The 22,231-nt window shown below is 26.0% G+C and carries 19 protein-coding genes; 15 read left to right on the top strand and 4 right to left on the bottom strand.

Annotated features, from left to right (window positions below):
• Nucleotides 1–768: a histidinol phosphate phosphatase gene (locus BN346_RS00895; RefSeq protein ID WP_051539826.1), complete on the bottom strand. Its 768-nt coding sequence runs from the start codon at nt 766–768 to the stop codon at nt 1–3.
• A gap of 431 nt (nt 769–1,199) precedes the next feature.
• Here BN346_RS00895 and BN346_RS00890 point away from each other — a divergent pair, with 431 nt between their 5' ends.
• Complete coding sequence (locus BN346_RS00890) at nt 1,200–2,078, top strand: YitT family protein (RefSeq protein ID WP_034438331.1); 879 nt, start codon at nt 1,200–1,202, stop codon at nt 2,076–2,078.
• Nucleotides 2,079–2,114: 36 nt separating this feature from the next.
• Here BN346_RS00890 and gltS read toward each other — a convergent pair whose 3' ends face one another.
• A complete protein-coding gene (gltS, locus tag BN346_RS00885) occupies nt 2,115–3,314 on the bottom strand; it encodes a sodium/glutamate symporter (RefSeq protein WP_034438329.1) in 1,200 nt (399 codons plus the stop codon).
• A 415-nt stretch (nt 3,315–3,729) separates the two neighbouring features.
• On the opposite strand from gltS, the gene BN346_RS00880 reads away from it, so the two are divergent.
• The 8 genes from BN346_RS00880 to BN346_RS00845 all read left to right on the top strand — a co-directional run bounded on the left by BN346_RS00880 (nt 3,730) and on the right by BN346_RS00845 (nt 13,048).
• On the top strand, nt 3,730–5,244 hold the full coding sequence (locus BN346_RS00880; protein WP_034438327.1) for a DUF445 family protein: 1,515 nt from the start codon (nt 3,730–3,732) through the stop codon (nt 5,242–5,244).
• A 137-nt stretch (nt 5,245–5,381) separates the two neighbouring features.
• Entirely contained in the window at nt 5,382–6,146 is a 765-nt protein-coding gene (locus BN346_RS00875; RefSeq protein ID WP_034438325.1) for a TatD family hydrolase, read from the top strand.
• A gap of 759 nt (nt 6,147–6,905) precedes the next feature.
• Nucleotides 6,906–7,925 (top strand): 3D domain-containing protein, encoded by a 1,020-nt coding sequence (locus tag BN346_RS00870; RefSeq protein ID WP_034438323.1) that lies wholly within the window; start codon nt 6,906–6,908, stop codon nt 7,923–7,925.
• A 377-nt stretch (nt 7,926–8,302) separates the two neighbouring features.
• Nucleotides 8,303–8,854, top strand: a complete 552-nt coding sequence (rnmV, locus tag BN346_RS00865) for a ribonuclease M5 (protein ID WP_034438321.1) — start codon at nt 8,303–8,305, stop codon at nt 8,852–8,854.
• On the top strand, nt 8,847–9,686 hold the full coding sequence (gene rsmA, locus BN346_RS00860; protein WP_034438320.1) for a 16S rRNA (adenine(1518)-N(6)/adenine(1519)-N(6))-dimethyltransferase RsmA: 840 nt from the start codon (nt 8,847–8,849) through the stop codon (nt 9,684–9,686). Before rnmV ends, rsmA begins: the two co-directional genes overlap by 8 nt.
• Before the next feature lie 284 nt (nt 9,687–9,970).
• Entirely contained in the window at nt 9,971–11,407 is a 1,437-nt protein-coding gene (locus BN346_RS00855; RefSeq protein ID WP_034438318.1) for a DUF7922 domain-containing protein, read from the top strand.
• Nucleotides 11,408–11,543: 136 nt separating this feature from the next.
• Entirely contained in the window at nt 11,544–12,119 is a 576-nt protein-coding gene (locus tag BN346_RS00850; RefSeq protein ID WP_034438316.1) for a hypothetical protein, read from the top strand.
• 122 nt (nt 12,120–12,241) lie between these two features.
• Nucleotides 12,242–13,048: a YhfM domain-containing protein gene (locus BN346_RS00845; RefSeq protein ID WP_034438315.1), complete on the top strand. Its 807-nt coding sequence runs from the start codon at nt 12,242–12,244 to the stop codon at nt 13,046–13,048.
• 41 nt (nt 13,049–13,089) lie between these two features.
• Here the strand turns inward: BN346_RS00845 and BN346_RS21865 are convergent, their stop codons facing one another.
• A complete protein-coding gene (locus tag BN346_RS21865; protein ID WP_187372116.1) occupies nt 13,090–13,263 on the bottom strand; it encodes a hypothetical protein in 174 nt (57 codons plus the stop codon).
• A 390-nt stretch (nt 13,264–13,653) separates the two neighbouring features.
• On the opposite strand from BN346_RS21865, the gene BN346_RS00835 reads away from it, so the two are divergent.
• Nucleotides 13,654–14,760, top strand: a complete 1,107-nt coding sequence (locus tag BN346_RS00835; RefSeq protein WP_034438310.1) for a sensor domain-containing diguanylate cyclase — start codon at nt 13,654–13,656, stop codon at nt 14,758–14,760.
• A 36-nt stretch (nt 14,761–14,796) separates the two neighbouring features.
• Here BN346_RS00835 and BN346_RS00830 read toward each other — a convergent pair whose 3' ends face one another.
• The gene (locus tag BN346_RS00830) at nt 14,797–14,997 is read right to left on the bottom strand and encodes a cold-shock protein (protein ID WP_034438308.1); all 201 of its coding nucleotides are present in this window, start codon (nt 14,995–14,997) and stop codon (nt 14,797–14,799) included.
• A gap of 578 nt (nt 14,998–15,575) precedes the next feature.
• Here BN346_RS00830 and nrdD point away from each other — a divergent pair.
• The 5 genes from nrdD (at nt 15,576) to BN346_RS00805 (ending at nt 22,191) form a co-directional block, all read left to right on the top strand.
• Nucleotides 15,576–17,693, top strand: coding sequence for an anaerobic ribonucleoside-triphosphate reductase (gene nrdD / locus BN346_RS00825; RefSeq protein WP_034438306.1), 2,118 nt, complete (start codon nt 15,576–15,578; stop codon nt 17,691–17,693).
• A gap of 99 nt (nt 17,694–17,792) precedes the next feature.
• Nucleotides 17,793–18,854, top strand: a complete 1,062-nt coding sequence (locus BN346_RS00820; RefSeq protein WP_034438304.1) for an ArsR/SmtB family transcription factor — start codon at nt 17,793–17,795, stop codon at nt 18,852–18,854.
• Between the two features lie 179 nt (nt 18,855–19,033).
• Nucleotides 19,034–20,725, top strand: coding sequence for an ABC transporter ATP-binding protein (locus tag BN346_RS00815; protein ID WP_051539820.1), 1,692 nt, complete (start codon nt 19,034–19,036; stop codon nt 20,723–20,725).
• A 148-nt stretch (nt 20,726–20,873) separates the two neighbouring features.
• The gene (nrdG, locus tag BN346_RS00810; RefSeq protein WP_034438302.1) at nt 20,874–21,386 is read left to right on the top strand and encodes an anaerobic ribonucleoside-triphosphate reductase activating protein; all 513 of its coding nucleotides are present in this window, start codon (nt 20,874–20,876) and stop codon (nt 21,384–21,386) included.
• 34 nt (nt 21,387–21,420) lie between these two features.
• A complete protein-coding gene (locus BN346_RS00805; protein WP_034438300.1) occupies nt 21,421–22,191 on the top strand; it encodes a gamma-glutamyl-gamma-aminobutyrate hydrolase family protein in 771 nt (256 codons plus the stop codon).
• Nucleotides 22,192–22,231: the final 40 nt, after the last annotated feature.

The following is a 22,231-nucleotide window of genomic DNA, read 5'->3' as shown; positions in this document are numbered from 1 at the left end:
TTATAGATATTGTATTTTTCTATTTTTAAAATAAACAGGTTTTAAATTCAATGCATTACAAAAATCTGATGCAATGTCAAAGTTACTTCCAATAGAATCAATGTTATGACTATCAGAACCAATTGTAACAAAAGTTCCACCAACTTCTTTATATAATTTATAAATGTTTTTTAGGTTTGGTAAACAACTTTTATTATTAAATCTTCGAGTATTTACTTCTATAGCTATATCATTTTCAATACAGAAATTAAATATTTCTTTTAAATAATCATAATACTCATTAACATATATTTCTTTATCATCATAAGGATTATATCTGCAAATATAATCAATATGAGCTAACGTGTTTATATAGTTATGTGTATGTACAGATTTTAGTATATCCTTAAAGTAATCAGTGAAGACCTCATCTTTAGTTTTATTATTATATAAAGAACCTTCATATATATCTAAGCCGTTTACAGAGTGTTGGGAGCCTATTATCATATCAAAGTCATAGTTATTGTAAATTTCAGCATTCTTTTTTTCATAATTGAAGTCCATGCCTAATTCTATGCCTAATAAAAAATTATTGCTTATGTATTTAGAATAAGATTTAAAGTAATCATCAATATCAAATCTAAATTTAGTTTTATCATAATAATTTAAATCTATATGATCAGTAATTATTAATCCTATATTTAAATCTTTTGATTTTCTTATAGCATCATTAATACCCATTTGAGAATCAGTAGAAAATGTTGTATGAATATGTGTATCAAACATAATTTAACCACCTTTATAAAAATATTTATATAAATAATATACCATAATTTTTTATTATTTATTAAATTGTAAATGGAAAATGTTTATTTATTTTAGATTGGAAAATAAATAAACAAATACAGTGCATGAATAAAAATGCAATATTAAATTATAAAACATTCAAAAAATGAATAAATTTTAATTTGCATGAATAAAAAAATAAGGTTACGTAAGGTTATGTAACTTAAATATAGAGTTTTGAGGATGAAAAAGTAAAAAAATATATATTCAAAAAAAGAAAAAATGGTAATAAAAATATTAAAAAATAGAAAATTGATTATTTTCTGATAATAATATATACTTAAAATGCAAGTTCGGAAATGGCTATATAGTAACCTTTTCAGCTTAATTAATTTGATAAATATACAATTTTTTATTTTAAAGGGGGTTTTTTTATGGAGAAAGTTAATAACGAACTACAATTAAAAGATAAAGTTAAAGATTTTATAATAATGACTATAGGAATGTTTATGGTTGCTGGTGGAATGTATTTTTTCTTTATGCCCAATAAATTAGCAATTGGGGGTGCTAATGGACTTGGAATTGTTATAAATAAGTTTTTTCCTATGCTTTCAGTAGGAACGCTTATGATTATTATTAATGTAGTTTTATTTATACTTGCATTTATAATTGTAGGAAATGGATTTGGAGCAAAAACTATTTATGTTAGTTTAGGAATATCAGGAATAATATCTTTACTTGAAAGATTTTTGCCAATGTCACATCCATTTACTGATGAAGTATTTTTAGAAATGATAGTAGGAATATTAATTTCAGGAGCTGGAATGGGAGTTGTGTTTAATCATAATGCATCTACTGGGGGAACTGATATATTAGCTAAAATTTTAAATAAGTTTTTTCATATAGATTTAGGAAAAGGCGTATTAATGTGTGACTTGAGTGTAACTATAATGGCCGGATTTGCATTTGAAACTAAACTTGCTTTATTTGCTATGGTTGGTGTTATAATGAATGGTTTTGTTATAGATGCTATAATAGATGGAATAAATATGTGTAAGGAAGTTACTATAATAAGTGATAAATATGATGAAATAAAAGAATACATTTTAAAGGATTTAGCTAAGGGAACAACTATTTACAATGCCAAAGGTGGATTTTCTAATGAGGAAAAAAATGTATTAGTAGTTGTTGTAAGTAGAAGAGACTTTGCTAAATTGCGAAAACGTATATATGAAGTTGACAAAAATGCATTCATAACTGTTAATAATATTTGTGAAATCTTTGGGGAAGGATTTAATGCATTGTTAAATTAGAAAAAGAGACTGAACTTAGTTCAGTCTCTTTAAATTTTATATAAGATGCATAAGTGAAAGTACACTAACAAAACCACCTATTATTAAGGAGTTAAGAATGTCAACAAAGAATGCACCAACAACAGGAAGTACAAAGAATGCTTTTGGAGAAGCTCCAAATTTTGTTGTTATAGCGTCCATGTTAGCCATTCCGTTAGGGGTAGCACCCATTCCGAATCCGCAATGTCCTGAAGATATAACAGCAGCATCATAATCTTTTCCCATTAATCTAAATGTAATAAAGTAAGAGAAGAATGCCATTAACACAGCTTGTACAAATAATAAAATTAATAATGGTCCTGCAGTTTCTTTTAGTTGCCATAACTGAAGGTTAACTAATGCCATGGATAAAAATACGTTTAATCCAATGTTTCCAAGAATATCAGTACAAGTAGTATTTATTTTAAATGTTTTTGTTTTCTCACCAAAGTTTATAACTATTGCTGCAACTACCATAGGATATATGTATTGTGGCAATGTTGCACCTAATTTGCTAAAGTAATATTCTAAAACTGTTCCAATTCCCATGCAAATAAATATAATTGAAAGGGTATCGAATAAAGATTTAAAATTTACAGCTTCTTCTTTTACAGTAGTAGATGCTACATATTCATAAGCCTCTGGTGTTAAGTTATTTTTCTTAATTAGTCTTTTACCAATCGGTCCGCCTAGTAAACTACCACAAACTAAACCAAAAGTTGCAGCAGCCATAGCTGTTGCACTAGCACCAGTTAGACCGTAAGCATTTTCGAAAGTAGCTCCCCAAGTAGCACCAGTAGCGTGGCCACCTGTCATTGTAACTGAGCCAGAGATAATACCAAGTAATGGATTAGCACCTATAGCTTTAGCAACAAGTACTCCAAAGATATCTTGAAAAACTACAAGTGAAATAGCAGCAATTGAGAAAAAGAATACACCTTTTCCACCTTGTTTAATCATTTTAAAGCTGGCCCCTAATCCTATAGTTGTGAAGAACACAAGCATAAATGGACTTTGTAAAGTTACATCAAGAGTTAACTCTACTGTGCCAGTTAGCCTCAAAATTAAATTAACAATTGCAAAGATAAGACCGCCAATTACTGGAGCTGGTATACAGAATTTATCTAAAACAGATATCTTCTTTTTTAAGTATGAGCCCAAATAAAATACGGCTATTGATAGTGCCAAGGTTTGAATCATATTAAGTTCTAATTTCATAAAAATTCCCCCTAAATGTAAAATAGTTTGCATATTACTACTAAATTGTACAACAAAATATAAAATTCAGTCAAATCCAAATAATTTTAAAATAAAAAATTTATTGTTATTTTAATTTATGGTAATAAAATAGAATTTAAATAAAAATTTTGTGGATAATAAAATTATAATAAAATAATTCAAAAATATTTTCTAGATTAAAATTATTTTTAAGTAAATATAAAACTTATATTTAAAAATAAAATGTATTAAAATTTTTATTAATAAATAAATGGAAAATATTTTACTTATTGTAGTAAAATATCATTAGCAAGTATAATAAATAAGAAAAATATACATATTTATAGGGAGATAAGCCGAAAATTTAATTAAAAAAGCTTATATACTTGTATTTTAAATTTTGGAGGTTTTAGAAATGAAATATTTAATTGGTATCATTATAGGTGCTATTATAGGATATTTAACCAACTGGTTAGCAATAAAAATGTTATTTAGACCATATAATGAAGTTAAATTTTTAGGTGTTAAAATTCCATTTACACCTGGTTTAATACCAAAGGAAAAGAAGAGAATAGCAAAAAGTGTAGGAAGTGCTGTTGGAGAACATTTATTAGACACAAATACTATAATGGAATCCTTATGTAATGAGAGTGTAAACAATTCTATTAAAAATTACACATTTGATAAAATTGAAAAATTAATGACTTCAAATAAAAAAGTGAAAGATGTATTAGAAAATACATTTGGCAATGAATATGAAAATTTTATAAATAATATTAAAGAAAAATCAACAAATTTAGTAGTGAAAAATGTACTCTCAGAGGAATTCAAATGCAATTTTTCTAACATGGTTTATAGAAATTGTAAAGAATCATGTAATCTGAAAACTAGTGCAATTGCAAATTCAGATTTATATAGTAATATAAAAGATAGCTTGAAGACTTATGGAAAAGATTATTTAAAAAGTGATGATATTAAATTAAAAATAAAAGGCTTTATAACAAATAAAATAGAGTCAGTTGCAAGTAGTGATAAAAAACTATTTGAAGTAGTTCCGGATAATGTTACAAAGGCTATAAAGACATATGTATGTCAAAATAAATATGAAATATCAGAGTATTTAAATTCTGTGTTAAAAAGTGAAAAAGCAGAGATAAAGATAAAAGAAATAACAAATGAGACTATAGCGGGATTAAGTCCTATGATTGCAATGTTTATTAAGGGAGATCTTATATATAATAAAATAGTGTCAAAGGCTGATGAATTATTAACTAAGGAAGAGAATGTTGATGAAATAGTTGTTTTAGTCAATGAAGCAATAGACAATTTTATGAATAGAAATGTTAAAGAAATTTTAGAAAACATAGCATTAGATACAAGAGAAGAATGTATTGAAAGTTTAGTGAATTTAATAGTATTACAAGTATCACCAAATGAAATTGAAAATCTAATGGAAAGTACTTTAGAAGGAGAGTTACTAAAATCTAAGGATTTATTTGAATTATTTAATAAATTTAATATAGATTATGAAAGTCTATTAATGAGTGTAATCAATAAAGTGGTAAATAAAGTTTCAGAAAGTGAAAAAACAACACAAGTTATAAGTGAAGTTATAAATGATACCATAGAAAAAATAATAGATAAGGAAGTAGCATCTTTATTAGTTAATACTACTGATAATAGAATAGAAAAAATATCAAATTTAGTAATAGAATTTTATAATAAGTTTATGAAGAATAATGGAAAAGAAATTATTGACAAATTTAAAGTTGATAAAATAATTGAAGATAAAATCAATAGTTTTGATGTTCAATTTGCAGAAAAACTGATACTTGAAATAGCGAGTAAAGAATTAAGGGCAATAACATGGCTTGGGGCATTATTGGGTGGTTTAATGGGGATATTGTCACCAATTTTGGGATCACTTTAATATAAAAGTATAAATTTAAAATTTATTTGTTTTTAGCAGTAAAATAACAAATAAATGTAGCAGTTAAATTATAAATTAATAATAGATTACAAACTAAAGGATTATATTGGAAATTGATATAGTTGGAGGGGAATTTTATGATATTTGATTCACATGCACATTATGATGATGAGAGTTTTAATGAAGATAGAGAAGTTATTTTGAAAAATATACAAGAAAATGGAGTTATAGGGGTACTGAATTGTGGTGCAGATTTAGATGGAGTAAAAGATTCAATAAATCTTGCAAATAAATATGATTTCATATATGCTGCAATTGGTATACATCCATCAGATTGTGAAATTGTAAACAAAGAGCTTATGGATGAATTCAAAAAATATTATAATGAGAATAATAAAATAAAAGCAATAGGTGAAATTGGATTAGATTATTATTGGGATGAAAATCCTAGTAAAGAAATTCAAAAAGAGGCTTTTAGAATGCAAATGAATTTAGCGAGAGAACTTAAGTTGCCAGTAATAATACATGATAGAGATGCACACAAAGATACATTAGAAATAATGAAAGAATTTAAAGACGTAACAGGGGTTGTGCATTGTTTTTCAGGAAGTGTAGAATTTGCTAAAGAGTGTGTAAAAATGGGATATTATATAGGTATTGGTGGAGTTCTAACATTTAAAAATGCAAAAGTTATAAAAGAGGTTGTTAAGGAAATAGAAATGGATAGAATTTTATTGGAGACGGATTGTCCTTATATGGCACCCACTCCATATAGAGGTAAAAGAAATCAATCGGATTATATAAATTTTGTCGTAGAAAAAATTATGGAAATTAAAGGAATATCAAAAGAGGATGTAGAAAATATAACGTTACAAAACACTAAAAAATTGTTTGATATATAGGAATAGAAGTTTAAATTTTAAGTTATTCATATTTTAATTGAGAACTTTAATTCTAAGTTTCAATTTATATTCTTAAATTGACAATGGACAGTTATTTAAATATTAAATGAGAATAATGTTAACCATCATTGTTAATTGCTAACTGTTAATTGGTTCCAGACATTATACTAGAATAAACTATAAGATTAATAGCTTTCTTTTTGAGAAAGCTATTATTTAAAATTTCAGTTTGGAACCCTATATAGAGAAGGAAGATGATAAAGTTTTAATAATACCAAAAGTAAGAATATTACTTTAATTTTGTGAATGCAATGATTAGTGTTTTTAATAAAAAATAGTTTAGATTTTAAAAAAAAGCATACTTAAAAATAAGTTTGAAGTATAAACAATTTAGCTCAAAATAATGCATAAATAATTCCTTAAACGGGCATTTAAAAATAAATTTGGAAGCGTTTCCAATGAAAAAACAAAGTTTAAATTTTAAAAATTTTAAAACAATTGTAGTTTTAGTGGAATATTTTATGCAAAACCTAAATATATTTAATGTAACATCATCAAAAAAAAATTAAAAAGAGGTCTTCTACGGATCTACCCTTGAGGATTGATTTGTCTAGATTTACAAGAAGTTAGCATATAGATTTTTCTACAAGCAACGTGTATATTTACAGAATCAATTCAATACGGAGTTACCTTAAATTTGACACTTGGACAAATCTTAGGTATAATTTCGAGGTACTCTTGTCTAAGGGAGGTATTTTTATGAGTAGTAAGAAAATAGCCAGATTAAAACAAAGTTTTAAATCTTGGAAAAAAGCTCTAGCAGTAGCTACGACAGTAGTAGTACTAGGAGTGGGCATTACTATAGTAAATATGAGAAAAACCATAGCGGTAGTTATTGATGGCCAGGAAGTACAAATAACAACATTATCAAATGATTTAAATAAAATATTAGATAAGAATGAAATAAAAGTAGAATCATTTGACAAGGTATCTGTAGCATTAGACAGTGAAGTTAAAGATGGAGACAAAATATATATAAAAAAAGCTGTAGATGTTGAAGTGAATGTTGATGGTAAGGTATTAAAGTTTAAATCAGCAGAAGATAATATAGATAATTTATTAGCTTCAAAGGATATAAAATTAGATGATTTAGACAAAGTATCACCAGGAAAATCTGAACTTCTACAAAGTGGAATGAAAATTGATATAACAAGAGTAGATAAAGAAGTTAAGAATGAGGTAAAGTCATTAGAATATGTAATTGAAAAAAGAGAGAATAATGACTTACCAGAAGGAACTGAGAAAACAGTTCAAGAAGGCCAATCAGGAGAAAAAGTTATCACAACAGAGGTTGTGTATGAAGACGGAAAAGAAGTTTCACGAAAAGTTGTTGGAGAATCTGTAAAAAAACAACCAATAAAGAAGATTATTGATGTTGGAACACTAGGTGTTTTAAGAACTTCACGTGGTGCAGATGATTACTATACAGAGATGATGGTTATGGAATCAACTGCATATACATCTGATAGGGGAAACGACAATGGAATAACAGCATCAGGTTCAGCTTGTGTACGTGATGAAGGTGGTTACAGTACAATTGCTGTTGATCCAAGAGTTATACCATTAGGAACTAAAGTATATATAGAAGGTTATGGTTATGCCATAGCACAAGATACTGGTGGAGCTATTAAGGGAAATATAATTGATGTATATTTTAACTCATATGGTGAAACTATGAATTGGGGTAGACGAAACGTTAAGGTTTATATTTTAAAATAGGAGCATTGCTCCTATTTTTTCTTTGTAAGAAATAATAATTTAACATATGCAGAGTATAATGTTGAATAACATTTAAATAAAGGTTAAAACTTAAATATAAGATAGTCAGTAATAGTTGACATTTTACACATAAATGGAGGAAAATTAAAAGGATTATAACAAGGCATATTCAAAAAAGTAATAAGCCGATTTAACAAATAAATTTGTGTAGTGTTATGTAATACAAATTCAAAATCAAGTTATTTTTGTTTTAAATAATAATTTTAATTGAAAATGGAAATCTATAGTATTACAAAATCTATTATGTTAAATTGACTAATTATTTTTATTCATATACCTAGAATAAATTTAGAGAAGTTTATAAAATTGGAGGAAATATGATTAAAGAGGTAATAGTTGTAGAGGGTAGGGATGATGTAACTGCAGTTAAAAGAGCAGTAGATGCAGAACTTATCTCAGTTAGTGGATTTGGAATAAATGCAAAAGTAATAAATAAAATAAAGGAAGCTCAAAAAAGACAGGGAGTTATAGTTTTAACAGATCCTGATTTCGCAGGAGAAAAAATAAGAAAAATAATAGCAAAAAGAGTTCCAGGAATTAAACATGCATATATTAGTCAAAAAGAAGGAACAAAAGGTGATGATATTGGAGTTGAAAATGCATGTCCAGAAGCGATAATAAAAGCTTTAGAAAATGCTAAATGTGAGATTAAAGAACCAAGAAAAGAGTTTGATATACAAGATATGTATTTCTTTAAACTAACTGGTGATGGAAACTCAAAAGAAAGAAGAGAATTTGTAGGTAATATGTTAGGAATAGGATATTGCAATGCAACTCAATTTGTAACAAGGTTAAATAATTACGGAATATCTAAAGATGAGTTTGTTAAAGCTATAGAAAAGCTAGATAAGGAGATGGATAATGAGTAATATAACTACTAAAGATATAGTAAATAAATATAATTTTAAATTTGCTAAAAGTTTAGGGCAAAATTTCTTAATAGATGATACTGTTTTAGATGATATAGTTGCAGGTGCAAATGTATGTGAAGAGGACTACATAATAGAAATAGGACCAGGAGTAGGAACACTTACAGTTCAACTTTTAAATAAGGCAAAAAAAGTTACAAGTATAGAGTTGGACGATAGATTAATACCAATACTTTCAGAAGAACTTAAAGATTTTTCAAATTTTGAATTAATACATAAGGATGCCTTAAAGGTAAATTATAATGAGTTAATAGGTGATGAACCTAGTGTTAAATTAGTAGCAAATTTGCCATACTATGTAACAACACCTATAATAGCTAATTTATTAAATGGTGGATATAAATTTAAATCATTAACAATAATGATTCAAAAAGAGGTTGCTGAAAGAATAGATGCAGAACCAAGTACAAAAGATTATGGTGCTTTTTCATTATTAGTTCAATACTATTGTAATACTAGTATTGTTAGAAAGGTTTCACCAAAATGTTTTATTCCATCACCTAAGGTTGAATCTATTGTTATAAGATTAGATAGGTTAGAAAAACCAAGAATCGAAGTTAAAGATGAAAAATTATTTTTTTCAGTAATTAGAAATTCATTCAATATGAGAAGAAAAACTTTATGGAATGCAATGAAAAATATTGGATTAGAAAAAGAAAAATTAGAAAAAGCATTTGAATATGCAGAAATAGATCCGAAAAGAAGAGGCGAAACTTTAACAATACAAGAGTTTGGAAAGTTAAGCGATTGTATATACGATTTAAAAAGATAGAGTTACTATTAAATGGTAGCTCTTTTTTTATTGTATTAGAATATGATATTTTGAAAGTAAGGGTATTAGCATAGCAATGTCTACTTGTATATATGTAAATATATTTAAAAAAATTCAATTTTGAAATGAAAATATGAAATCCTAATAATGAATGTGAACTAATAGTATAGAATACATAAAGATATGTACTTTATAGTTTTTATTACATATAATCATATATTTATCATCTTTTACCATGCAACCTCATATATTATAATGTATAAATTAAATGGAGGTAGCGAAGGGTGGCATCTAAAAAAAGTTACAGTAGATTTTTTATAATTTTGCAAGAAGACGAAAAAGGTCATGGATTATCATCAGATAAGGCACCATCAGGATACACAAAAATAGAAGTGAAAAATAATAAATGTAAATTATCATATTATGTTCAGAATCTAAAGAAAAGCGATACCAGTTACTATATGGCTCTTATATGTGACAAGAAAGATATAAAAAATATAATTAAGTTGAGCAAGATGAACATAGATGAACATGGAAGAGCAGATATTGTATGTGAATATGATGGTAATAACATAGGAAATGTAGGCATCAATGTTGAGAGTATAAGTGGTTCAGCAATAATAGCCATGAATGGCAAAAATGTAAAATGTATAATGAATGGATTTATTACTCCTGATGTATCAAATGAATGGAGAAAATATGAAGTAATTACTGAACAAAACTTAGTTAGAGAGATTAACGAAGTTAAATTTGATGAGTACGAAAAAAAAATAGAGGATAAAAAAATAGAAGAGCAGAAAATACAAGATTCAAAGGCAGATGCAAGTAAAATAAGAAAAGAAAGTGTTAAGGAAACTACTTTAAATGAAAATTTTAACGAAGAGAAAGAGTTGGAAAATTCGGATATCGAAGATAGAAATGACGTTGTAGAAAGTCAACAAGATGAAAAAATATCCATAGAGAATGTTTATGAAAATATAAAGAATGGTTCAATAGAATTAACAGAAGAAGAGTTGGAGGATTTATTAAGGCACAAGAAGAAAAGTAAAGAATCAGATAAAGAATATTGTAATTGTGATGAATGTAATGAATGTGATGAGGAAAAGCATAAGGATAAAAAGGAGAAAAAAGAAAAGAAAAAAAATGATGAAGAATGTGATGAACATGAAAAGAAAGAAAAGGAGCACAAAAAAGAGGAAAAGGATAAACTAGAGTATGAAGAATGCTATGAATGCAAAGATAAAGAAAAGAAGGAGAAAAAAGAATTTGAAATAGATTTTAAATATGAAGATAACATAATAGAAAATAAAAATGCTATGAATAAGTTCTTCAAGGAAATAGTAAAAGATTTTGAAGAAGTAGAAGGATATAATGATATAAAAAATTGTAAGTGGTATAAAGTAAAAATATATCAATTGGAAGATATGTATTGCATGAATGACTATAAAAAATACACAGTAATATACTATCCAATGATTTGCTATTATCCATATATATCTAAATATAAGCACTGCATGATAGGACATAAACATGATAAAGATGGAAATTTGAAATATATAGTATATGCAATTCCGGGAAACAAGTCAGAAGAGGAACAACCTTATGGCGGAAAAACTGGATTTGTGACATGGATGCCTAATAAAGAAAATACAGATTACGGATATTGGCTAATGTTCTATGATTTTAAAAATTCAACAGTAGTAGTTCCTGTAAAAAAATAAATTTAAATATGAATAATGAGGGGTAAAAAAACCCTTCATTTTTATTTAATCAAAGAAAATAAAATTATAAATAGCTTAATAATTTACTAGTTATATACATATATTGTAATATAAATAATTTTAGGAGGAACTTCTAATGAGTTTTAGGGGAAATGATGGAAGGAAAACTGGACTAGCTATAATAATGATTGGTTTAATGCTTGTAATTATTGGTTTTGGAAATTACTTTGAAGATAAATTGAAAGCAACGACATTGACACAAAATAATATATCTACATTTAAAATGTACAAGGTTGAAAACTGTATAGATTATGGATTACCTAGTGAATGGATAAATAGTAAAATTAGTGTAGCTAATAAGAATATCGCATATTGTAGTGAATTTATATCAACTGACGGACTTGTAAAAGGTAATGTTGAAGTTTGGAATAACAAGGATACAAAAGATATAGTTAAAGAAAATGAACAATCTATAGAAAAAATTGGAATAAAACAATATAAAACTGAAAGTAAAAAAATAGGTGATAACAATGGATACCTTACAAAGTATGAAATGAAAAAAATGAATGGAAAGAACTATAAAAAATATGATTATGTATTTAAAGTAGGAAAAAACAATGTAGTTGCACGATTTTATATAGAAGGCAAAAATTACAAAGAAAATACACCTATTTTACTAGAAAATATTCTCGAAACTTTTGTAAGTAATTAATATTTGATTTAGCTTTCTACAAGTATTATAATTGTAAATATAAATTAATAAGAGAGAGGCAGTTGCTTCTCTCTTAATTAATTAATATATATGAATATATATTAATATTGTGGAGGAATTAAGTGAAAAATTTTAAGAAATATATATGTTTAGCAAGTTTACTTTTAGTCATTTTAGGACTTACTGGTTGTAATTCTAAAAAGGCAGAAAAACCATTCAGTTATATGAAAGAAAGTAATATAACTAAGATATCAATACAAAGCACAAGGGATAAAAGTTATAAGTTTACGGTTACTGATACAGGTGTAATAGATAATATATATAAAATATTATCTAAGGCTAAAGAGGTAGATAAAGAGAGTAAGTTAGAAGCAGACTATATATTTGAAATCTATGAAGGGGAAGATAACATACATAAGTTCAGTTATATTGCAGGATTAGATCCTTCAGATGGAGCTAATTTTTATGATGGAGAAAAAGGTTACATAATTTCAAAAAGACTTGATAACGACATTATAAAAAACTTTTGGAATATAAGAAAACCTATAGATTTTCAAATAGTTTATTATGATACAATAATTAAAGCTATAAGTCAGTATAGAAGTAATACAGATAATGAACTAAGTATAGGTATAGACCTTGATAAAGATTTAGAAATGGCAAAGTTTATTTTATCTACAGATGTAATGAATTTTGAAAATAAACTTAACAAAGAAAAAAATGTGCAAATTATAAATGATGAAAACAAAGATAAGTTTGATATAATTATGTCAATCCACACCGAAGGATATTTATCAAATAGGTATAAGGCAACTATAACTTTTGAAGAAGAAAAAGAAAATAAGAAAGTTAACTTATACATTTTTAATACTTATGAAAAAGGCGATTGGAATTTTAAAGTTTTAACTGAAAAGCCAGATGATTTTTAAAAGAAAAATCTCTCAATAATATTATTGAGAGATTTTATTTTTTATATTAAATTAGAATTGTTATAGAGAATATCTTTTGAAGAGGAAGGAAGTTTAACTTTATCTCCAACGGAAGAATGTTTAGGCAAATTATTTATTGAAGTATTTATTATCATACCATCACAAACCTCAACAAAAGCATCTGTTTCATTTAAATCGACTATCAATCCAAACAAAGTTTTACCGTTAATAGAATATAGTAAAAACAAATCTAGAAACGGTACACCACCTTTCTTTAAAAATATAATTATATGGATACAAAACAAAAAAGTTAAATATAATAAATTGTAACCATATATAATATATAGTATCGCCATGTTGAAAATAACTATTCTACAAAGTTAAGTACATAAAAAATAAATTAATTCATATACAAAATAAATACATATTTATGAATAAAATGTAATAATTATGATATTTAAATGGTGAATGTATGTAGTATAATGTTAAAGTGAAATATTAATAAATATTTCATAAAAAAAGTGTAAAAATAGTACTATACGTACTTAGGATAGGTAGACAAAAAATTAAAGTATAGTTTTAACGTAGTGTGGAGGTAAATAGGGGTGCCTAAAGTAGAAATATTTATAATAGAAATTTTAATAGCTATTATAATAATACAATTAATCATGGTGTTAAAAGCTAAACAAGAACTAAAGAAAGTAAAAAGAGTACGAAAATTTATATATGAAGCAAGTGAAAAAATTATAGATGTAAAAGAGGAAAGCGAAGCATTTAAAGTGATTTTAGATTATGCTTTAAACTTAGTTCCAATAGCATCAAAAGGAAGTTTTTTAAAATATTGTGAAAATGAAAATGAGTTTGAATTTATTTCGGTTTGTGGTTATAGTAAGGAACTAGAAAAAAAGAGAATTCCAAAGGAAAATATATTCTTATACAGAAAAAATAAATTAAGTGATATTGCAATAATAGAGACAAAAGAGGTTATAAGAGACAAATATTCAGAGCTATATAAAATATCTAGTGATATTGTTAGTGTGGTGTGCGCACCTATTTATATAGATGAAAAATTAGTAGGTGTTATTAATTTAGATAATACAAATGCAAATAAAAACTTTACAAATGATGATATACATATATTAAAATACATATTGAATGAATTTAAGTTAGTTATAAAAAGTCAAACAATACAATCCGAGTTAAGAAATAAGTCTACATTTGATAGTCTGACGTCTATATATAGTAGAAGCTACTTAAAGTATCTCATGGAGTATTATTTAGAAAATGAATTTACAACGTATGATATTAGTTCGTTAGTATTTATAGATATTAATTCATTTAAGTATATAAATGATAATTATGGGCATAAGGTGGGCGATGATATATTAAAAAGATTTGCAGCTATATTAAGGAATAGATTAGATGATAGAAGCATATATGGAAGACTTGGTGGTGATGAGTTTTTAATAATGTTTAATGGGTTCTCTAAAAAGAAAACTTTGGAAATTATAAAAGAGATAGAAGTATTATGTGGAGAGATATGTGTAGGTAATTATAATTTAAGTTTTAGTTATGGTATTTATGAAATTGTAGGTAAGAGTGAAGAAAATTTAGATTTAGAAGTGTTAATTAGTAAAGCGGATAGTGAAATGTATAAACAAAAAAGAATAGTAAATAGAACGAGTAAATATAAAATAGGAAGTTTAATATAAACTTCCTATTTTGCATTTAATACATATTATGAATGATTATAGTTTTGTAACATTTGAAGCTTGAGGGCCTCTTTCTCCATCTACAACTTCAAATTCTACTTTTTGACCTTCTTCCAATGCTTTATAACCATCACTTTGAATTGCAGAGAAATGTACAAAAACATCTTCTTCACCTTCAACTGATAAAAAACCAAATCCTTTTTCTGCATTAAACCATTTTACTGTACCTGTTTTCATGAAAATTCTGTTGCTAAAATCTATAAAAATCTATAAAATTTTTAATTTCTTGTTCAATCTGCTTTCTGCTATAAAACTACTTAGAGAATTATGCCAATTTTTAAAATTATTAAACTTTAAAAACTTTAAATAGAAACTATGTAGTACATTTTCAAAATAAGACCTGTATGAGAAATTACTAGAAATTTATATATTTGTTGCAACAGTTCACCTCCTCTTAAAATATAATTTAAAATTTGTCATATTTATATCTTTTTCTATTTTAAAAAATTTATACTATAAATTTTCAAAATAGAATAAGATATATTTTAATAAAAAGTTGAAAAACGCATATAAATATTATAAAAGTATAAATTTAAAATATTTAATATACTATATTTTTATTGGATTTTTTTAAGAAATACAAAAAAGCAGAAGTGTCAATTTAAGCTAATAAATGAAAAATGTAATAATCATATGTTAAAAGGTGATAAATAAGTTTTATATCATCTTTCTGAAATAATTTATTAATTGATATAATTTTTTTCCTAGAGTATAATAGACCGAGTGCAATATGTCGTGTTTTTAGGGGGGAGTTTATGCTATATGTTGTTAAAAGAGATGGTAGAAAAGTTGAGTTTGATTCTATAAAAATAACTAATGCTATTAGAGGATCAGCAGACGAAATATCATATGAACTACTTGAAAGTGAAAAAATAGAACTAACTCAAAAGATTATAAAAAGAATTGAGAAATTAAATGTAGAGGAAATAACGGTAGAAGAAGTACAAAACATTGTACAGGAAACTTTATTAGAAAATGGTCATAAGCCAATTGGTATAGCTTATGCTAATTATAGAAAAGAAAGAACTAGGCTAAGAGAAATTAAGTCAGATTTAATGAAGGCTATAGAAAAAATTGGTGTAGAAACAGATAGAGATAATGCCAATGTAGGAAATAATTTTAGTTCAAAGTTATTAAGAATAGCAAGTGAATCTAACAAATGGTTTAATTTATCTACTATGCCTAAACATTTATCTAAAGCACATGAAAATGGAGACTTATATTATCATGACTTAGATAGCTACAACCTTACAATTAATTGCTTACATATACCAACCAAAGAGGTTTTAGAAAGAGGTTTCAACACTGGATACGGATATTTAAGAAAAGCGAAGCGTATAGATTCAGCAGCAGAGCTTTCATGCATATTACTTCAGTCTACACAAAATGATATGTTTGGTGGACAGTCACATCCGGATTTTGACAACGATTTAGCTGTATTTATAGAGCCAACAAGAAATCAATTAAGAGATGAATTTAGAGAATTAGGAATAGCAGAAGAAAAAATTGAAGATGCCGTTGAGAAAAAATTAAATAGAACTATAGAGCAATCAATGCAAGGAATAGTTTATAATTTAAACACAATGCATAGTAGAGCAGGTTCTCAAGTTCCATTTTCTTCTATAAATATAGGGATACCTAACAATAAAGATGGAGCACTTATTTGTGAAAAGTTTTTAATTGAGTATGAAAAGGGATTAGGTAGAGGTGAACAGCCAATATTCCCTAATATTATATTTAGAGTAAAAGAAGGCATAAATAAGGAACCTAATGATCCATATTATTATTTATTTGAACTTGCATGTAGAGTAGCAAGTAAAAGAATGAATCCTACATTTATGAATATAGATGCAGATTTTAATAAGGAATACTACGATAAGGGGTATATGCCAGCAACTATGGGGTGTAGAACTTATCTTATGAGTAATTGCAATGGTGAACCAGGAACAAAGGGAAGAGGAAATATAGCACCTACAACTATAAATCTTCCAAGAGTAGGTATACTTGCAAAAGGAGATACTAAAAAATTCTTTACATTACTTGAAACAAGGTTAGAACAAGCTAGTGAATCTTTAATGCATAGATATAATGTATTAAAACATCTTAGAGTAAAAGATTTACCTTTTGTTGCAGGCGAAGGTTTATTAAAAGGATCAGAAGGATTATCACCAGAGGATTCAATAGAGCCGATTCTAAAGCAAGGTAGTTATGCTATAGGATTTATAGGTCTTGCAGAAACTTTAATAGCACTTACTGGAAAACATCATGGTGAGTGTGAAGAGTCAAGAAAGTTAGGAATAGAAATAATAGGTTTTATAAGAAACTTTACAGATAAATTAACTAAAGAAACCAGTTTAAACTGGGGATGTTATGCAACTCCAGCTGAAGGACTAAGTGGAAAGTTTATAGTACAAGATAAAAAAGTGTTTGGAGAAATTAAAGGTGTAACAGATAAAGAATACTACACTAATAGTTTCCATATACCTGTATCATATCCTATATCTATATGTGATAAGATACAAACAGAAGCACCATATCATAAACTATGTAACTCAGGACATATAAGTTATTTAGAAGTAGATGACTATCCATCACCAGAAATAGTTAGAGATATAATAAAATATGCATATGAAAATAGTAATATAAGCTATATAGGAATAAACTTTCATATAAAATACTGTAGAGAATGTGGAACATATTTAAAACCAGATAAATTTGAATGTCCGACTTGTGGCAGCACTAATATACAAGGTGTATCAAGAGTAACAGGATATTTAAGCTTAGATGAGAGATTTGGTCCAGGAAAATATCATGAAAGAGAAGATAGACTTTCTCATACACAAAACCATAAAAAAATATATGAAATGAAATAGAACAAATTAAAGCCAAGGGTATCCTTGGCTTTTCTTGTTAAGAAGTACTGTTATAGGTGTTATAATAATATAAAAAAGAGTATTTATAGGAGATTAAATATGGAATTATTATTTAATAATAGTTATGATGAATTTAGAGAACTATTGTTTAGCTTACATGTAATTGCTAACACTGAAAGTGTAATTAATAATATAAACAAAACTTTTCAAATAGAAAAGAATAAAGATGTTTTTAGGTTTATAGATAAGTTATCCAAACAACATAAAATAAATGAAGAAGATTTAAATTTCTTTTTTAAGCAGTATGAAAATGAAACGAATCCATTTTCCATAGGGATAGCTATATTAGATATTGATTTTAAAAGTAATGGTTTGAAAGAAAAAATTGATGAGATAAATAACAAAAACACTGAAAATATATTAGAAAATGTGTTTAAGGATTTAGTAGAGTTACAAGGGAAAAATATAAAAGTTGAAGATGTATTAAGTTCTAGTGAAACTAAAATAAAATTTATAGAAAGTTTGGAATGTACATCAGAGCAAAAATGGAATTTGGTGTTATTTTCAAACTCTGTGAGTGTATATGTAGAACGATTATGTAATATTATAAGAGAATATATTCCCATTTATGAAAGTAATGAAAAAAAAGTTCAACAGTTAAAAGAAAAATATAAAAATCAATTAGAAGATAAATTAAATAAACAAGGCATAAATTATATAAATAATTTTAACATAATTGAAGATTGTGAGAAATTTGATAAAGTCATAGTTTATCCAATGTTTATAAACTATTGTTCTATATCATACAAAATAGATGAAAATTGTATGGAAATTGGAATAGGTTTTATGAGTGAAGAAGTTATTTATAAAAAAAGAAAAGGTGATGGAGAGCTTGAAAAGTATAATAATATATTAAAAATTTTAGGAGATAAAAGTAAATTTAATATAGTTAGACTTTTGAACAATGAGCAATTGTATGGGAGTGAGATAGCGCAAAGACTAAATTTAACTACAGCAACAGTTTCACATCACATGTCACAATTACTTATTTATGAACTTGTTACATTAAACAAAGATGATGTTAAAGTGTATTACAAGTTAAATAGAGATAAATTTAGTGAACTTATAAATTTTTTAATTGAAGAGTTCAATATAAAATAATTAAAAAAGTATTTGAAGGTTGTAGAAATTAAGTTTTCTGTAACCTTTATTTTTTTGAACTAAATTTTAATAATTACAAGACTAACATCTAAAAACATTATAGACATAAATCTAATATTGGAATATAATGTTATTAGATGATCATCTTATAATAAGTTAGATTTATATTAGGGGGTATTATGAGAAAATATTTATTTAAAAACAAATTTTTCTTTATGTGTACAGTAATAATTTCAATTTTAAGTTCAACTATAAATGTAGGTATGGCATATATGTTTAAATTCATTTTAGATATTATATCAAGTGGATATGTAAATAGGTTCAGCGTAATTGTATTGACATTTGGGGGGTATTTAATGGCTATGTCAGCAATTAGAGTACTTGAAGGAATTATAAAGGCTAATTATATAAAAAAATCAATGAATTATTTAAAACAAGATTTATTCTCTAAAATATTAAAAAAGGATATAGTTGATTTTAATGAAGTTAATAGTGGAAAGTATATATCTATTTTATCAAATGATATGACTATGATTGAAAATGACTATTTTAATAATATATTTGAAATTATAAAGGTTATATGGGGATTTTTATTGGCTACAGTAAGCATGTTTATACTTAGCAAAGAAATAACTATTGTTGTAATATTATTTGGAGTTTTATCATTCGTTATGCCAAAACTATTTTCAAAAAAAATAAGCAATTCTAAAATGAGATATTCAGATTCGTTAGAAAAATTTACTATTAAAGTAAAGGATGTATTTTTAGGGTTTGATGTAATAAAAAGTTTTAATGTAGAAGAAAAAATATTAAATGAATATAGTGCTTGGAATAATGATGTTAATATGAGAAAATTTAAATTTTCTGTTTTGCAATCTATAATAGAAGGCTTAAGTATATTTATATCAATGGGAATTTTTGGGGCAGTAATTGTTATAGGGGCATATTTTACGATGAAAAATTATATTACAGTAAGTACAATGCTTGCTTGTGTTCAACTTTGCAATAATGTTGCAAACCCTATAGGAAATATCTTAGAGATTTTAAATAATATTAAGTCATTAAAAAATATATCTAAAAAAATAATGACTATAATAAATGCAAAGGATGACACTACAAAGTGTAAAGACAAATATGTTTTTGAGGATAAAATACAAATTGAAAACTTAACTTTCAGTTATGATGGAAGTAAAAATGTTTTAAAAAATATAAATTATATATTTGAAAAAGGAAAAAAATACGCAATAGTAGGGGAAAGTGGATGTGGTAAAAGTACTTTAATAAAAATTCTATTAAAATATTATAAGGAATATAGTGGGAAGGTAATTTTGGATAATGAAATTATAAATAATATAAACACAAAATCTTTATATAAGTTAGAATCAATGATACATCAAAATGTTTTCATATTTGATAGCACATTAGAAGAAAATATAGCTTTGTTTAAGGACTATGATAAGAAAAAAGTAAATGAAGCAATTAAAATTTCAGGTTTAGAAAATGTAGTTAATAAAATAGATGGTGGTCTTAAAGGTACTGTTGGTGAGAATGGAAAAGTACTTTCAGGGGGAGAAAAGCAAAGGCTTGCAATAGCAAGAGCTATATTAAAAGAAACACCAATTATATACTTAGATGAGGCAACGTCTGCACTTGATAGTCTAACAAGTTATGATATAGAAAAAACTATATTATCAATGGAGGAAAAAACAGCTATAGTTATAACTCACAAATTTAATGAAGAGATATTAAGAATGTACGATGAAATAATAGTTTTAAAACAAGGGGCAATAGAAGAAACAGGAGATTTTGAACAGCTCATAAGTAAACATGGGTATTTTTACAATATGTATAATATAGGAAGAGTGGGTTAAGCATACAAATACTTATTTAAGCAAATTCTTGTTTTAATGAAAGAAAAATTTTTTCAATTTATAAATATACTATTTTAACTTTGAGGCTTGAAAAACTATAGTGTATAATATATTTTAGATAAAATAAATAAAGAGGTGTCTTATTAGTATGAAAGATACAGTAAATCTAGCAGGAATTATACATGAGAGTCTTAATAATGGACCTGGAATTAGAAGAGTATTATTTGCCCAAGGGTGCAAACATAATTGCAAGGCTTGTTTTAATCCTCATACACATGGATTTGGTGGAGGTCAGGATTATAGAGTTCAAGAATTAGTTAATGACATAAAAAGAAATCCACTTATAAGTGGTGTAACTTTTAGTGGTGGAGATCCATTAGAACAAGGCGAAGCTTTTGCTGAAATTGCTGAAGAAAGTAAAAAATGTAACAAAAATGTGTGGTGTTACACAGGTTATAAATTTGAATATATCATGGAAAATGCAGATAAAATCCCAGGATGGAACAAGCTTATAAATAATATAGATGTATTAGTAGATGGAAAATTTGATATAGAAAAAAAAGATGAAGATTTAAAATATAGGGGATCTAGAAATCAAAGAATTATAGATGTTAAGGAAAGTTTAAAAAACAATAAGATAATAGAGTTTAAATTAACTTAAAATATAAAGTAATGAAAAAACAGGGGGAAAAAATATGAAGCCTATTATTGGGATATGTGCTGATTATGTATATGGAATAACTGAATTATATGACGGATTTGGGAGTAATTTCAACTGGCAGGTAATAACAGATGATTATGTAACAGCTATAGAAAATGCAGGAGGAATGCCTATAATAATACCTGTAATAAGTATTAAAGAAAATATTGATAGGTATTTGGAAATGATTGATGGAATTATTTTTGCTGGTGGATATGATGTTGAGGCTAAAAGATATGGTGACAGTCCAAGTTTCAAAATAGGGGCAGTTAGTCCAGAAAGAGATGAACAAGAAATATATCTTGCCAAAAAGATTATATATGAAACAAGAATTCCAACATTAGGTATATGTAGAGGATGTCAGATATTAAATGTGGCTGGGGGTGGTGATTTATATCAAGATTTAGTTGAAATAACTCCAAAGAATGATGTTAAAATTATAAATCATTCAATAGATAATTCACCTAAATATAATCCAGTTCATAAAGCTAATATAAAAAAACATAGTAAGATGTATAAAATATTTAATGAAGAAGTTATAGAAATAAATTCATATCATCACCAGGTTATAAAAAATGTTTCGGAAGAATTTGAAGCAACAGTAATAGCTACTGATGGTGTAGTTGAAGGCATAGAAATTAAAGATGATAGATTTGTTGTCGGAACACAATGGCACCCAGAGATGATGGCTGAAAAAGTAGAAAAGCAAAGACTTATATTTGAATCATTTATAGAAGCTACTAAAAAATTTAAGTTACATGAATAATAAAATAGACCATATTATAATAAGATTATATTTATTATAA

Source organism: Clostridium ihumii AP5 (genome assembly GCF_000612845.1).
Classification (GTDB): domain Bacteria; phylum Bacillota; class Clostridia; order Clostridiales; family Clostridiaceae; genus Clostridium_J; species Clostridium_J ihumii.
This window is presented reverse-complemented; position numbering and strand designations above follow the sequence as displayed.